General features: G+C 63.0%; 12 protein-coding genes. 4 read left to right on the forward strand and 8 right to left on the reverse strand.

Annotated features, from left to right (window positions below):
• The first annotated feature begins 22 nt into the window (after nucleotides 1–22).
• A complete protein-coding gene (locus tag HNP49_RS16540; RefSeq protein WP_184685101.1) occupies nucleotides 23–790 on the forward strand; it encodes an SDR family oxidoreductase in 768 nt (255 codons plus the stop codon).
• 63 nt (nucleotides 791–853) lie between these two features.
• Here the strand turns inward: HNP49_RS16540 and HNP49_RS16545 are convergent, their stop codons facing one another.
• Nucleotides 854–1,504, reverse strand: a complete 651-nt coding sequence (locus HNP49_RS16545; protein ID WP_184685103.1) for a hypothetical protein — start codon at nucleotides 1,502–1,504, stop codon at nucleotides 854–856.
• 99 nt (nucleotides 1,505–1,603) lie between these two features.
• Here HNP49_RS16545 and HNP49_RS16550 point away from each other — a divergent pair, with 99 nt between their 5' ends.
• Nucleotides 1,604–2,389 carry a TSUP family transporter gene (locus tag HNP49_RS16550; protein WP_184685105.1) on the forward strand — a complete coding sequence of 262 codons (786 nt, stop codon included), beginning with the start codon at nucleotides 1,604–1,606 and terminating at the stop codon, nucleotides 2,387–2,389.
• Here the strand turns inward: HNP49_RS16550 and nudC are convergent.
• The 6 genes from nudC to HNP49_RS16580 all read right to left on the reverse strand — a co-directional run bounded on the left by nudC (nucleotide 2,357) and on the right by HNP49_RS16580 (nucleotide 9,479).
• Nucleotides 2,357–3,190, reverse strand: a complete 834-nt coding sequence (gene nudC, locus HNP49_RS16555; protein WP_184685192.1) for an NAD(+) diphosphatase — start codon at nucleotides 3,188–3,190, stop codon at nucleotides 2,357–2,359. The genes HNP49_RS16550 and nudC overlap by 33 nt on opposite strands.
• Nucleotides 3,187–4,860: a ferrous iron transporter B gene (locus HNP49_RS16560; protein WP_184685107.1), complete on the reverse strand. Its 1,674-nt coding sequence runs from the start codon at nucleotides 4,858–4,860 to the stop codon at nucleotides 3,187–3,189. The genes nudC and HNP49_RS16560 overlap by 4 nt, the downstream gene beginning before the upstream one ends.
• A gap of 287 nt (nucleotides 4,861–5,147) precedes the next feature.
• Complete coding sequence (locus HNP49_RS16565) at nucleotides 5,148–7,406, reverse strand: Orn/Lys/Arg decarboxylase N-terminal domain-containing protein (RefSeq protein ID WP_184685108.1); 2,259 nt, start codon at nucleotides 7,404–7,406, stop codon at nucleotides 5,148–5,150.
• A gap of 116 nt (nucleotides 7,407–7,522) precedes the next feature.
• Complete coding sequence (dnaQ, locus tag HNP49_RS16570; RefSeq protein ID WP_184685109.1) at nucleotides 7,523–8,266, reverse strand: DNA polymerase III subunit epsilon; 744 nt, start codon at nucleotides 8,264–8,266, stop codon at nucleotides 7,523–7,525.
• Entirely contained in the window at nucleotides 8,263–8,712 is a 450-nt protein-coding gene (rnhA, locus tag HNP49_RS16575; protein WP_184685110.1) for a ribonuclease HI, read from the reverse strand. Before rnhA ends, dnaQ begins: the two co-directional genes overlap by 4 nt.
• A gap of 8 nt (nucleotides 8,713–8,720) precedes the next feature.
• A complete protein-coding gene (locus HNP49_RS16580) occupies nucleotides 8,721–9,479 on the reverse strand; it encodes a class I SAM-dependent methyltransferase (RefSeq protein ID WP_184685194.1) in 759 nt (252 codons plus the stop codon).
• A 90-nt stretch (nucleotides 9,480–9,569) separates the two neighbouring features.
• Between HNP49_RS16580 and gloB the strand changes: the two genes are divergently transcribed.
• Together gloB and HNP49_RS16590 are read left to right on the forward strand one after the other, a co-directional pair.
• A complete protein-coding gene (gene gloB, locus HNP49_RS16585) occupies nucleotides 9,570–10,346 on the forward strand; it encodes a hydroxyacylglutathione hydrolase (protein WP_184685111.1) in 777 nt (258 codons plus the stop codon).
• A gap of 74 nt (nucleotides 10,347–10,420) precedes the next feature.
• Nucleotides 10,421–12,004 carry a LysM peptidoglycan-binding domain-containing protein gene (locus tag HNP49_RS16590; RefSeq protein ID WP_184685112.1) on the forward strand — a complete coding sequence of 528 codons (1,584 nt, stop codon included), beginning with the start codon at nucleotides 10,421–10,423 and terminating at the stop codon, nucleotides 12,002–12,004.
• A gap of 6 nt (nucleotides 12,005–12,010) precedes the next feature.
• Here the strand turns inward: HNP49_RS16590 and HNP49_RS16595 are convergent, their stop codons facing one another.
• A complete protein-coding gene (locus HNP49_RS16595) occupies nucleotides 12,011–13,456 on the reverse strand; it encodes an HDOD domain-containing protein (RefSeq protein ID WP_260407226.1) in 1,446 nt (481 codons plus the stop codon).
• Nucleotides 13,457–13,565 lie beyond the last annotated feature (109 nt).

Here is a 13,565-nt window from a genome sequence, read left to right on the forward strand (position 1 = left end):
CGAAAACCACCAGGGAACTCCCATGTCCAAGACGCATCTGTTTGATCTCGACGGCAAGATTGCCTTCGTCTCCGGCGCCAGCCGCGGTATCGGTGAAGCCATTGCCAAGCTGCTGGCCCAGCAAGGCGCCCATGTGATCGTCTCCAGCCGCAAGATCGACGATTGCCAGAAGGTAGCCGACGCCATCGTCGCTGACGGCGGCAAAGCCACTGCCATCGCCTGCCACATCGGCGAAATGGAGCAGATCCAGAGCGTCTTTGCCTTTATCCGCGAGCAGTTCGGCCGTCTCGACATTCTGGTCAACAACGCCGCCACCAACCCGCAGTTCTGCAATGTGCTGGACACCGACCTGTCGGCCTTCCAGAAGACCGTCGACGTGAACATCCGCGGCTACTACTTCATGTCCATCGAAGGCGGCAAGCTGATGAAGGCCAATGGTGGTGGCTCGATCATCAACGTTGCTTCCATCAACGGCGTCTCGCCGGGCGAGTTCCAGGGTATCTACTCGGTGACCAAAGCCGCCGTGATCAGCATGACCAAGGTCTTCGCCAAGGAATGCGCGCAGTTCGGCATTCGCTGCAACGCCCTGCTGCCGGGTCTGACCGACACCAAATTCGCCTCGGCGCTGACCAAGAACGACGCCATCCTCAACCTCGCCCTGACCCGCATCCCGCTCAAGCGCGTGGCAGCCCCGAGCGAGATGGCCGGCGCGGTGCTGTACCTGGCCAGCGAAGCCTCCAGCTACACTACCGGCGTTGCCCTGAACGTCGACGGTGGCTTCCTGTCCTGATCGGACCGGCAGCAAAAAGGGGAGCCTCGGCTCCCCTTTTTCATCCCGCAATCGACCCGAACATCACTGCCAATCGCGCAGGGCCTGCTGCGCCGCCTGGTTCATCGGCTGGGCCAGCAGCCCGGTCGGAGTCAGGCTGACGCTGTACACTGCATCGGCCGCCATCGGTAGGTAATTGACCCGCGCCGGCTGCAAATTGAACAGCAGAAAATCCCGCCCACTGTTGCGCACCCAGCGCCAGACATCCACGCCGTAGGGGCTGGCAGCGAGAGCCTGCGGCGTATTCAGCGCCAGCTTCTGCTGCTCGATCGCCAGATAACGTCCCGACAGGGTCTCAAGGCGATAGCCCGGCTGCAAACCGATCAACTGAGCCAGGCCTTTCCAGCCGAACAGGCGAGCATCCAGCTGCCACAGATCCCCCTCCAAAGTGACCTGGCGCTCGCGCCCACCTTCCAGCAAGGTCGCCTCAAAACGCTGCTCGCCAGCCGCGGTGAAACTGATGGTCACCAGTGGCTTATCCTGTGGCAGCGGGCTGTAGCGGGTCAGGTCATAGGCTGCCAGGCCGACCACGCCTGCCAGGGCGGCAAAGGCCAGGCCCAGGGTGCCACGCAACCAGCCGAGCAGCCAGCCGAGGTTGAACAGCACTCGCGCGGCCAGCAGGGCAATGAGCAGTGCCACCAACGCGGTCAGCCAGGCCAATCCGTCATACTGCATGCGGGCAATTCCTTATCGGCGCAAAGGTCGGCATTATGCAAAGCCCGGCGTGCGTCGGCCAGTACCCAGCGCACGCATTGCGCATCCGGCGACTAATTCATGCTTTTCCCATTCGAACTGGCGGTCGACCTGCCCACATTGCTGATGCTGGCCGCCGTGGCTTTCACGGCCGGTTTCATCGACGCGATAGCCGGCGGCGGCGGTCTGCTCACCGTGCCGGCGCTGCTCACGGCCGGTCTGCCGCCACACCTGGTGCTGGGCACCAACAAGCTGTGCGCCACCTTTGGCTCGGCCACCGCCAGCTACACCTTCTACCGCCGTCAGCTGTTCAGCCCAAGGCAGTGGCGCAATGCCCTGTTGAGCACGGCGCTGGGCGCTGCCAGCGGCGCCTATGCGGCTCATCTGCTGCCGGCACAATGGCTCAACCAGATGCTGCCGGTGGTGGTCTTTCTCTGCGGCCTGTACCTGCTGTTTGGACGTACACCGGCGCCACACCAAGTGCAGGACCTGCCACTGCCGACCTGGCGACAGTGGCCTCAGGGATTCACCTTGGGCTTTTACGATGGCGTTGCCGGCCCCGGCACCGGGGCCTTCTGGACGGTCAGCAGCCTGCTGCTGTATCCGCTGGACCTGCTGCGGGCCAGCGGCGTGGCGCGCAGCATGAATTTTGTCAGCAACGCCTTCGCACTCGGCGTATTCGCTGCGGCCGGACAGGTCGACTGGGCTCTGGGACTGTGCATGGGCGCCGCCCTGATGCTCGGCGCCTACTGGGGCGCACGCACCGCTATCGGCGGCGGGGCGAAAATCATTCGCCCGGTCTTCATTGTCGTGGTGCTGTGCCTGACGGCGCGCCTAGCCTGGCAGCACTGGTTCACTATGGCCTGAGCGACGCGCCAGGTACAGCTCGATCAGGTAGCGCGAGATGGCTTGTGCTGGCGGCAAGGATGGCAGGCGATCGCAGTGGAACCACTGGGCATCCTCGATTTCCCCTTCCTGCGGAACGATATCGCCACTGACATATTCGGCATGAAAGCCGAGCATCAGCGAATGCGGGAAAGGCCAGTTCTGGCTGCCCTGATAGACCGGTGCGGCAATCCGCACGCCGACCTCCTCCATCACCTCACGGTGCACGCACTCCTCCAGCGACTCACCCGGTTCGACGAAACCAGCCAAGGTGCTGTAGAAGCCCGGAGCGAAGTGCGGCGAGCGCGCCAGGAGGATTTCCTCGCCGCGGGTGATCAGCACGATGATGCTCGGTGACAGCTTGGGATACAGGCGCAGTCCACAAGGCTCGCAGTGCATGGCACGCTCGCCGGCCAGATGCTGTAACGGCTGGCCACAGGCGCTACAGAAACGATGCTCGCGCGCCCAGGTGATGATCTGGCTGGCATAGCCCAGCAGTTTGAAGGTGGTCGGCTCCGACTGCATCATCAGTTGACGCAAGGTTAGCCACTGGGCACCAGCGATCTCGGCCGGGTACTGCAGCTCCAGCACCACCAGCGGCTGCCCCTGGTAATGGCCCAGGCCATGCTCTGCACGCACCGGCAGCTCCTGCTGGCGCAACCAGTGCAGAGGGAACAGCACGCCATTGGCATCCGCCAGGAAACGCCCGTCCAGGCTGGCCAGCGCCCAGCCGCCCTTGAGTGTGCGGCTATCCAGCAGGCCCGGTTGCCACTCGTGCATCAGGCAGGTAGCGGCATGCCCAAGGCACGCACGCTCTCTTCGGCCAGGTCCAGTACGCTCGGCGTGGTTTCCGGGCGCAGTACTGCCCCCGCTTCGAGGTAGTACTCAAGACTGGTCAGGGCATCGGCCAGTGTTTCCAGCATTTGCTCGGAAGGCATCTGCGTGGTTTCCAGCATCTTGCTCTGGATGTAATCGGCGCAGGCTCCGACCAGCATGGCGGCGCGGCCCTGATTAAGGAACCACAACCCGCCGCGTACCGCCTGCAGGGTCACCGGCACGTTGGCCAAGTGCAGCTTGTCGCCACTGGACTCCAGATAGGCCGTGATTGCCCGCTTGGCCAGCGAAAGACCGGCCTGGGCCTCGTCAACCACCACGATGCGCGCCTCGGCCAACTGATGGGTAGCGAACGACTCGGCTTCCTGACCGGGCAACACCTCTTGCGGGCGCACATCGCGGCGCTCGCCGCGTTCCAGGCTGGCAACCATGCTTTCCACATAAAGCACGGCCTCGGCCAGGCGATTGAGCGCCTCGCCCGTGACTTCACCGCCCTCGCTCCAGCTGGCGACCACAGGCATCTGCGCCTGCAGGGCATTGCCGGCGGAGGTCAGGCCGACCATGCCGAGCGTCTTGCCCAGCTTGCCGAGTACCGCGTGCAGATTGCCGAAGCTCTCGCCCTGAGCGCTGCCCCGCTCGATCAGGTCGAGCAGATCCTTGACCGCCGTCAGCTCGTCACGAATGGCGCTCGACAACGACCGCAGCACCGCATGGCCAGGGCCGGCCAGACGCTGATATTCCTCTTCGAGCATGTAATCGGTAAACGGCAGCGAGGTGAAACTCAGGGCCTCGCGCAGTTGTTCGCAGCGCTCGCCCTTGCTGTCGGCCAGGGCCACCAGATAAAGCAGTTCCTTGAGCATGGCACGCGGCGGCTCATAGCCCGGATTGCCCAACAGGCTCTTCAGCTCACGATCCAGACGGGAGAACAGCTGCTTGCGCGAACGCCTGGGCAGCAACTGGCCGTCGATGATGGCCTCGATCGCCCCGGCAGCCATCCAGCACAAGCGCGCGGCGGCCTGCTCACCGAGCAGCGAATCCAGGCGTTCCATGGCGCGGCCCATCAGGCGCAGGCTGGCCACTGCATTCTGCTCGCGGATATAGCCGAGCAGGCCAACCTGGTACATGTGCCGCAGGCGACGACCGTCGGCATGCACATCATCGCTGGCGGCCTGGGCCCGTGGCGGCCGCGGCTGATCCAGCCGGGCACTGAAAAAGAAACTTTCCGGCAGCAGCGCCTGACCACCGGCCCGGCGCAGCTCATTGATGGTCGGCAACAGCAGCTCGGGGATTTCCTGGCGGTTAGCGTCGACGCTTTCCAAGTAGCGGCGCAGCACATAGAGCGCACTGCTCAGCGCGGAAAGCTGGTCGTCGCGCTCATTGCCGGCCCCCGCCGGAATATCGTTGGCCTGATCGAGCATTTCCTGAGCGAGCATTTCCGCACCAGTCAGCTCTATCAGCTTGAGCGTGCCACGGATCTGTTGCAGGCCTTCAACCGCCTGCTGCAATAAATGCCCATTGCTGCGCTCACCAATGAACTGCTCGAGACTCAGCTCGGCCTGTTCGATGGTGGCAAACAACTCGTCACGCACCAGACTGAGGGATGTAGCTCCAGTGACCATAGAACGAGTTCACCTCTTGTACGGAGTGCGCCCTTCACCAGCCAGCGCTTATTAATTATTGTCATTTCAACGCGTCGCGGCAGTTGCCTGAAACAGACCACCGTACAGGGCAGTACAACGCGGCAGGATTAATGCCTGCATAGAAATATAGTGAACATATAAACCTGTTCACTATAACAAGAGAGATATAAATGTCGATGCTGGCCACTGTGAACCACGGCACGCCCTCCGAGTTCACAGCATGCCTTACATAGTCTGCCTAAGCAGCTGATTTTACTGAGTCCTCATCAGGACTGACGAATACACTCAACGCTGTAGTGCACCTGCCCGTCACGCTCCTCGCGCTTGAGGCCATGGACGTCGGCGTCGAAGCCCGGGAACTGTGCATCGAAGCTGCGGGCAAACGCCAGGTAATCGATGATCGCGCGGCTCTGCGCCGTGAAGCGCTCCCCCGGCATGATCAACGGAATGCCCGGCGGATACGGCACCAGCATCACCGCCGAGAGGCGACCTTCGAGGGCCTCGATCGGCACCGACTCCACCTCGCCGCGCACCAGTTTGTCGTAGGCGTCGGCCGGTTTGATGGCGATCTCCGGCAACACCGTGTACATGCGGCGCATGGAGGTCGGCGTGGCATTGTCCTGATAACAGCCATGCAGTTGATCACACAGATCGCGTAGCCCCATCCCGGCATAACGGTTGCCCGCCACGGCGCTCAGGCTCGGCAGCGCCACGCTGAGCGTTGTGTTGCTGTCGTACAGGCGCTTGAACTCCAGTAGCTCGGTCAGCAGCGTGCTCCACTTGCCCTTGGTGATACCCATGGAGAACAGCACCAGGAACGAATACAGGCCGGTCTTCTCCACCACCAGGCCACGCTCCCAGAGAAACTTGCTGACCACGGCCGCCGGAATGCCAGAGGCCTCCAGCGAACCGTTGGCGGTCAGGCCCGGTGTCACCAGTGTGACCTTGATGGGATCGAGCAGCACATAGTCATCGGCGATATGGCCAAAGCCGTGCCAGTCATCCTCAGCCGCCAGCAACCAGTCCTCGGTGGCCACTCGCTCGCTACCGGCGCTGCCGCTGGGTTGCCAGATGCTGAACCACCAGTCGTCTGCGCCCATGCTCTGGCGCATATTGGCCAGGGCCCGACGGAAGCTCAGGGCCTCGTCAAAGGTTTCCTGGATCAGCGAACGTCCTGCCGGACCTTCCATCATGGCCGAGGCCACGTCCAGCGAGGCGATGATGCCGTACTGCGGCGAAGTCGAGATGTGCATCATGAAGGCTTCATTGAAGCGGTCGCGGTCCAGCTGGCGTCGCCCGCCATCCTGCACATGGATCATCGAAGCCTGGCTGAAAGCCGCCAGCAGCTTGTGCGTGGAATGGGTGGTAAACACCAGCGGCGCGTCTTCGCTCCGGCTGGTACCCATACCGAAACGACCACTGTAGAAATCATGGAAGGCCGCGTAGGCGTACCAGGCTTCGTCGAAGTGCAGCACCTCGACACTGTTGCCCAGCGCCTGCTTGACCAGCTCGGCGTTATAGCACAGGCCGTCGTAGGTGGAGTTGGTCACCACCGCCAGCTTGACCTTAGGCTCACGCCCCCGAGCCAGCGGGTTGGCGTCGATCTTGGCCTGGATCGATTCGCGACTGAACTCGGACAGCGGAATCGGGCCGATGATGCCCAGCTCGTTGCGCGAGGGCACCAGATACAGCGGAATGGCTCCGGTCATGATGATCGAGTGAAGAATCGACTTGTGGCAGTTGCGGTCAACCAGCACCAGATCGTCGCGCCCGACCATAGAGTGCCAGACGATCTTGTTGGCCGTGGACGTACCGTTGATCACGAAGAAGGTGTGATCGGCGCCGAAGTTGCGCGCAGCCCTGGCCTCGGCCTCGGCCAAGGGCCCCGTGTGATCGAGCAGCGAGCCGAGCTCCGGCACCGAGACCGAGAGGTCCGAACGCAGGGTGTTCTCGCCGAAGAACTGGTGGAAGGCCTGCCCAACCGGGCTCTTGCGGTAGGCCACGCCACCGCCGTGCCCCGGCGTATGCCAGGAATAGTTGGAGTCCGCGGTGTGCTGCACCAGCGCCTTGAAGAACGGCGGCAACAGGCAATCCAGATAATTGCGCGCGGCGCGGCCGACCTGTCGCGCGAGGAACGGCACGGTGTCTTCGAACAGATAGAGAATGCCGCGCAGCTGGTGCAGATCGGCCATCGCCTCGGCCGGGGCGTTCTCGATGGTCACCTGTTCGCCGAGGGCGAAAATCGGCAGTTGCGGCGCCCGCACCCGGGCCACCCGAATCAGCTCAATCACATCCTGGAGCAGGCGCTGGTTCTCCCCCGCTCCTTCGGCGGCCACCAGGATACAGGCCAGGCCGTGGTGGGTGGAGGCGACAATGCGCCCTTCGCTGCTACTGGCGGTGGAGAGAATGCTGAAACCATCCTGAGCCAGCTCGTCGGCGATATCGCGAACGCGCTGCCCGGCCACGGTATCGGCCTTGATGTCACGGTGAACGATGAGGATGGGGAATTTGAGGTCTTTGTGCATGGCGCCCCCCTGAGGGCGGTGGTCCCGTTCACCTCAGGGTAGAGACTGCCATCGGCAGGGGGAACCCCCTGTGCAACTCGCTGTAACTAAAGGTCGCCGCAGTGCAAATACGCCAGTTACTCGCTGGCGGGCGCGGCCTCCAGCTGCGCCCAGACCGAAGGACCACCTGCCGACTTTTCCACGGCGGCCATGCGCACGGCATGCGCGGCGAGATCCTCCGCACTGGCGCGGATCACCCGCGTCGGGCTGCGTCCGGCTGGCAGACGGCTGATTGGACTGGCCTGGGGACGGCCACCACTGTCCTCGCCGCTGCCCTGACCGGCCAGCGAAAGACTGGTCTGGCCACCGGTCATTGCCAGGTAGACGTCGGCCAGAATCTCGGCGTCGAGCAGGGCGCCGTGCAGATCGCGCCCGGAGTTATCGACACCATAGCGCTTGCAAAGGGCGTCGAGGTTATTGCGCTGGCCCGGGTGCCGCTCGCGGGCCATCAGCAGGGTGTCGAGCACCGTGCAATAGTCGCTGACGTCGCTGCGCTCGCTCTGACCAAGCCGGGCAAATTCGTTGTTGATGAAGCCAACGTCGAACGCCGCGTTGTGGATGATCAGCTCGGCGCCCTTGATGAACTCGAAGAACTCGTCGGCCACCTCACGAAAACGTGGCTTGTCGGCGACAAACTCGTTGGTGATGCCGTGGACGGCGATAGCGCCTTCGTCGATTTCACGATCAGGGTTGAGGTAGACATGGAAATGCCGACCGGTCAGGCGCCGCCCCTGCAGTTCGACACAACCAATCTCGATGATGCGATGGCCATCGCCCACCGGCATGCCGGTGGTTTCGGTATCCAGTACTACGTATCTCATGCTCGCCCTCTGACTTCTTCAACGCCACGGTTGGCCAGCTGGTCGGCCTTCTCGTTGCCCGGATGGCCGGTATGGCCGCGCACCCATTGCCACTCGACCTGATGGCGATTGACCTGCTCGTCCAGCGCTTGCCACAGGTCGGCATTCTTGACCGGTTCCTTGGCTGCGGTTTTCCAGCCGCGCTTCTTCCAGTTCGGCATCCACTCCTGGATGCCCTTCATCACGTACTGCGAATCGGTAACCAGGCGCACCGAACAGGGCCGGGTCAGGGCGATCAGCGCACAGATCGCCGCCATCAGTTCCATGCGGTTATTGGTGGTGTTGGGCTCGCCGCCCCACAACTCCTTCTCGGCGCCCTTATAGATCATCAGCGCGCCCCAGCCGCCAGGGCCAGGATTGCCCTTGCAGGCGCCGTCGGTGTAGATCTCGACCTTCTCTTCGCTCATTGAATGTTCTAGCTCTCGGAATCGCGCCGGCTGATCTTCGCCACCGGCATTGGCAACAGCTGTCCCCGTGGCTCGCGCCGCGGCGGACGCAGCGGACGCAGGCCGACCATCAGCTTGCGCGCCACCAGCACATAGAACCCCGCGCCGGGTAGTTGCCAGGCCTCGGCCCGGGTCTCCAGCGGTTGCAGGCGAGCCTGCCAGGTACTGTTGCAAAGCGGCGGACGATAACACCCGAACCGGCGTTTCTCCAGCGCGAAGCCCAGCAGATGCAGCCAGTCGCTGACCCGTCCCGGATCGATACAGCGAGCCTGACGCCAGGTATCGCGGGCCAGCCAGTGGCGCAGTCCCCACAGACTCCAGGGATTGAAGCCGACGATCAACAGATGCCCGCCCGGGCGCACACTGAACGCAGCCTCGCGCAGCAAACCATGGGGCGATAGGCAGAAATCCAGGCCATGCTGCAGCACCACCGCATCGGCGGCATGCTCTCCCAGTGGCCAGGACTGCTCTTCACAGGCGATTTCCACGCCGGCCAGCGGCGCACCGATGCGCACGCTGCGCTGAATATGCGCGGCCTTGACCGCCGGCCCAGGTACCGCGCTGTAGTGCACCAGATAGCCGCCAAACAGGCGCTGCAGCTCTTCCTCCAGCAACTGTTGCTGGCGGCTGAGCAACAGCTGCCCCAGCGGACTACGAAACCACTGCTCGGCGCCTTCGAGCAGATCGAGCCAGTGCGGATCGAGATGGGACCAGGCTTGCCGGTCCATGCACTCACGCTTCATTTCAGCCTTTCCTCGCTCACCGGACAGCCCGGTTTGGGCTTACCATCGCCAGCATTGCCACAGGATGCCGCCATCATGCTCGCTATTCATGCCCTGCCCGCGTTTACCGACAACTATATCTGGCTGCTGCACGATGCAGAACGTCAGCGCTGTGCGGTAGTTGATCCGGGCAGCGCCGCCCCGGTGCAGGCCTGGATGGCTGAGCATCCGGGCTGCGTGCTGGAAAGTATTCTGATCACCCACCAGCATGCCGATCATATCGGCGGCATCGGCCAACTGCTGCAGCAACAAGATGCCGCCGTGTATGCCCCGGCGCTGGAAAACATCCCGCATTGCAGCCACCCTCTGCATGGCGAGGAAACCATCAGCGTACTGGGCCTGCCGTTTCAAGTGCTGGCCGTGCCCGGCCATACACCCGGGCATATTGCCTACCTACATCAGGGCCCCGACGCCATGCTGTTCTGTGGCGACACGCTGTTTGCTGGTGGCTGTGGCCGACTGTTTGGCGGCACCGCCAGCCAGCTCTATCACTCGCTGCAGCGCCTGGCCCAGTTGCCTGCCAGCACCCGCGTGTATTGCACTCACGAATATACCCAGAGCAACCTGCGCTTTGCCCAAGCGGTCGAGCCTGACAACAGGCAACTGGCCGCGCGTGTACAGACGGTTGCCGAGCAACGCGCGGCAGGCCAGATAACCCTGCCCAGCAGCATCGGCCTGGAGCTGGCCAGCAACCCCTTCCTGCGCCTTGGCAACCCGACCATCGAGCAGCAACTGGACCGGCAATTCGGTGCCGGCGTGCGCAGCCCGGAGCAAAGTTTTGCCCTGCTGCGGCGCTGGAAGGACACGTTCTAAAACAGTCTTGCCTTGACCCGCCAGGGGGTGATTCCTAGAATCGCCGGCACTTCCTTCCCAAGCCCGGACAGCCGATGCCGTCATTGCTGCGTCACCTCCTGCTGCACCTGACGCCGGCCCAGCTTCCCCGTCTTGCGGCTGTGCTGCTTACCGTGCTGCTTGCTGGCTGCCAGACGACAGGGTCACATCAGAGCGAAGCACCTGGCAGCGATACCGACCGTGCCGTCGGCATCGACAACGAGGCCACCTGGCTCGAGGACGAGAAAGACGAGCCCGACGACATCTGGCAGCGCATGCGCGATGGCTTCAAGCTGCAGAACGAGATCGGTTTCAATCCCCGCATCGAACGCCAGCGTCTGTGGTTCGTCAGCAACCCCTCGTTCCTGCAAAATGCCAGTGACCGCGGCTCCCTGTACATTCATTACGTGGTCGAGCAGCTGCAGCGCCACAACATGCCGCTGGAGCTGGCGCTGCTGCCGGTGATCGAAAGCGCCTACAACCCGATGGCCTATTCCCGCAGCCATGCCGTGGGTATCTGGCAGTTCATTCCCGCCACCGGACGTAACTTCAATCTGCAGCAGACCGCCTGGTATGACGGCCGGCGCGACATCCTTGCCTCGACCAACGCGGCGATCAGCTATCTCAGCCGTCTCAACCAGATGTTCAACGGCGACTGGCTGCTCTCGCTGGCCGCCTACAACGCCGGCGAAGGCACCGTCAGCCGGGCCATCGAGCGCAACCAGCGCCTCGGCCTGCCGACCGACTACTGGAACCTGCAGCTGCCCAAGGAAACCCAGGATTACGTGCCCAAGCTGCTGGCGCTTTCGCAGATTGTCATGGCGCCGGAAGCTTACGGCATCGACCTGCATCCGATCGCCAATGAGCCGTATTTCGAGGTGGTCAACCTCAAGCAGGAACGTCTCGATCTGGGCCGACTGGCCGATCTGGTCGACATGGAGAAGGAGGAAATCCTCCAGCTCAACCCGGCCTTCAAGCGCGGCATCACCTACGGCGGCCCCAAGCGCCTGCTGGTCCCCAGCGACAAGGCCGAAATGCTTGAGGCCAACCTGGCGCTGATGAAGCCGCAAGACCCGGTCGATTGGCAAACCTACAAGGTCAAGGCCGGCGACAGCCTGCACGGCATCGCCAACCGCTACCGGGTGACCGTCAACACGCTCAAGGACATCAACCAGCTGCGTGGCAACAACCTGAGCATCGGTCAGACCCTGAGCATACCGACCGAACCGGGGATGAAGTTCAATGAGCCGCTGTTCCAGCGCAGCTCTGCCCCAGCGGCCAGCCGCAGCTACAGTGTGCGCAAGGGCGACAACCTGTGGAGCATCGCCAAGAGCCAGGGTGTGAAGGTCAACGACCTCAAGCGCTGGAACAACCTGCGCAGCACTGAACTCAAGCTTGGTCAGCAATTGAAGCTGCAGGCCAGTTCCGTCAGCCCCAAATCCGTCAACCAGAACACCGCGAGCGCCCGCAAGAACAGCAACGGCGGGCGACAGCAGGTCACCTACTACAAGGTCAAGGCCGGCGATTCGCTCTACCTGATCGCCAAGCGCTTCAAGGTTGATCTCAAGCAGCTGCAGCGCTGGAACCCCAAGGTCAGCAAGCGCCTCAAGCCAGGCCAGTCGCTGGCGCTGTATCTGTAGCGATGCTCAGCGCTTGGTCAGTGCCTCCAGGCAACGGCTGGCCAACTGGGTAAAGCGCTGGAAGGCCACGAACTGCTCATGCTTGAGAGTACGGCCGGATAGCCGGCTGTCGGCGTACACCACACCAATCTCGCGCTTGCCGGCCAGCAGCGGAGCAATGAAGAACATGCCGCCGCCGATCCACTGGCGCAGCGGCAGGGTCACCAGATCGTTCAGCGCATGGGTCGCCGGCACGCCCATCCACAGGGTTTCGCGACTGCGCAGCACGTAGCTGAAGATGTGCTGCTGTTGCGGCTGATCCACCGGCAACATGAACTCCTGCTGCCAGCGCTCGGCCCCCTCGCCTTCGGCGCGCTTGCAGCGGAAACAGCTCTGCCCGTCAGCCAGCACCGCCACCACCACGCGCTCCAGCCCGGCGCCCTGGTGCAGGCCCTTGAGCAGGCTATCGAGAATCAGCTGCACATCGCCCTTCTGGGTGACCAGTTGCCCAAGCTCCTGCAGGCTCTGCTGCAGCAGCAGCAGATTCGGCTGCAGCAGACGCGCACGGCGCTGCTCCTGTTGCAGGCGCACCTGATCAGGGTCGGTATTGGGAATCAGCCGGCACAGTTTGCCGGCACCGAAGGTGGCGGCCACCTTCACGGCCTCTTCGGCACTGGCCAACACCTGCAGCAGAGCATCGTCAGGCGACAGTGAAGTGAACTCAGCCATCTCGCCAACCAGCTTCTGCATGGCGTCACACCCCCAGCCATCCAGGGCCGCCTCGCTGATCTTCACACCCAGGGTCACCGCCCGAACCGCCGGATCGTTCTGCAGCTTGGGGTTGTGCGCCAGGCTGGCGGTTTCGCCCAGGTTCCAGTTCTTCAGAAGCCCCTGGGTCAACTGGCGAAAACTGACGCCGAGAAACTCGCGGGCGACCTGCTCGACATCAGCCCCCGGCTGCTGCATGGCCTCGGCCAGGTCATCGGCCTCATCTCCGGCGCAGCCCCAGAAGGCCATCTCGCCCATGTGATGAAGCAAGGCGGCGATAAACACCTCCTCCTGGTGCTTGGCCAGCACATAACCGGCGATGTTGCGCGCCTGCACTGCAGCATGAAACGAACGGGCCAGCAGCTCCTGCAACTGCTCACGCGGCACCCGCGTCAGCAGACCATCCACCAGACTGACCGACAGCCCGATCAGTCGCACATTCTCGAAGCCCATCAGTACGATGGCGCGCGAGATGGTCTTGATCACTTCCTGGGACGGGTTGTAGTAGACGCTATTGGCCACCCGCAGCACCTTGGCCGTCAATGCCGCATCGTGCAGCAGGACATCGGCCACACGCTGCACCGAAACGTTGGAGGCACTGCTGGCAGTCTCTTGCAGGTTCTTGACCACAGACGCCAGGGCAGGCAATTCCGCCTCGCCAAGACGCTCAACCCAACCTGCCAAACCGAAGGTGCGCTCGCCCAAGATCGGAATCCTTAACAAAATATGTCATTACTGTAGTCAAAATGATGGCACCTGCACCACTGGCATCGGCCTTTTTCCTGTCGATACAAGCTGTTACTGTACAGACAAA

The organism is Pseudomonas fluvialis, from assembly GCF_014207935.1.
In the GTDB taxonomy this organism is placed as follows: Bacteria; Pseudomonadota; Gammaproteobacteria; order Pseudomonadales; family Pseudomonadaceae; genus Aquipseudomonas; species Aquipseudomonas fluvialis_A.

Excerpts from the sequence above, each read along its gene's own strand:
- HNP49_RS16540 (WP_184685101.1), top strand. The coding sequence starts at position 23 with ATGTCCAAGACGCATCTGTTTGATCTCGACGGCAAGATTGCCTTCGTC.
- HNP49_RS16545 (WP_184685103.1), bottom strand. The coding sequence starts at position 1,504 with ATGCAGTATGACGGATTGGCCTGGCTGACCGCGTTGGTGGCACTGCTC.
- HNP49_RS16550 (WP_184685105.1), top strand. The coding sequence starts at position 1,604 with ATGCTTTTCCCATTCGAACTGGCGGTCGACCTGCCCACATTGCTGATG.
- HNP49_RS16560 (WP_184685107.1), bottom strand. The coding sequence starts at position 4,860 with ATGGTCACTGGAGCTACATCCCTCAGTCTGGTGCGTGACGAGTTGTTT.
- HNP49_RS16565 (WP_184685108.1), bottom strand. The coding sequence starts at position 7,406 with ATGCACAAAGACCTCAAATTCCCCATCCTCATCGTTCACCGTGACATC.
- dnaQ (WP_184685109.1), bottom strand. The coding sequence starts at position 8,266 with ATGAGATACGTAGTACTGGATACCGAAACCACCGGCATGCCGGTGGGC.
- rnhA (WP_184685110.1), bottom strand. The coding sequence starts at position 8,712 with ATGAGCGAAGAGAAGGTCGAGATCTACACCGACGGCGCCTGCAAGGGC.
- HNP49_RS16580 (WP_184685194.1), bottom strand. The coding sequence starts at position 9,479 with ATGGACCGGCAAGCCTGGTCCCATCTCGATCCGCACTGGCTCGATCTG.
- gloB (WP_184685111.1), top strand. The coding sequence starts at position 9,570 with ATGCTCGCTATTCATGCCCTGCCCGCGTTTACCGACAACTATATCTGG.
- HNP49_RS16590 (WP_184685112.1), top strand. The coding sequence starts at position 10,421 with ATGCCGTCATTGCTGCGTCACCTCCTGCTGCACCTGACGCCGGCCCAG.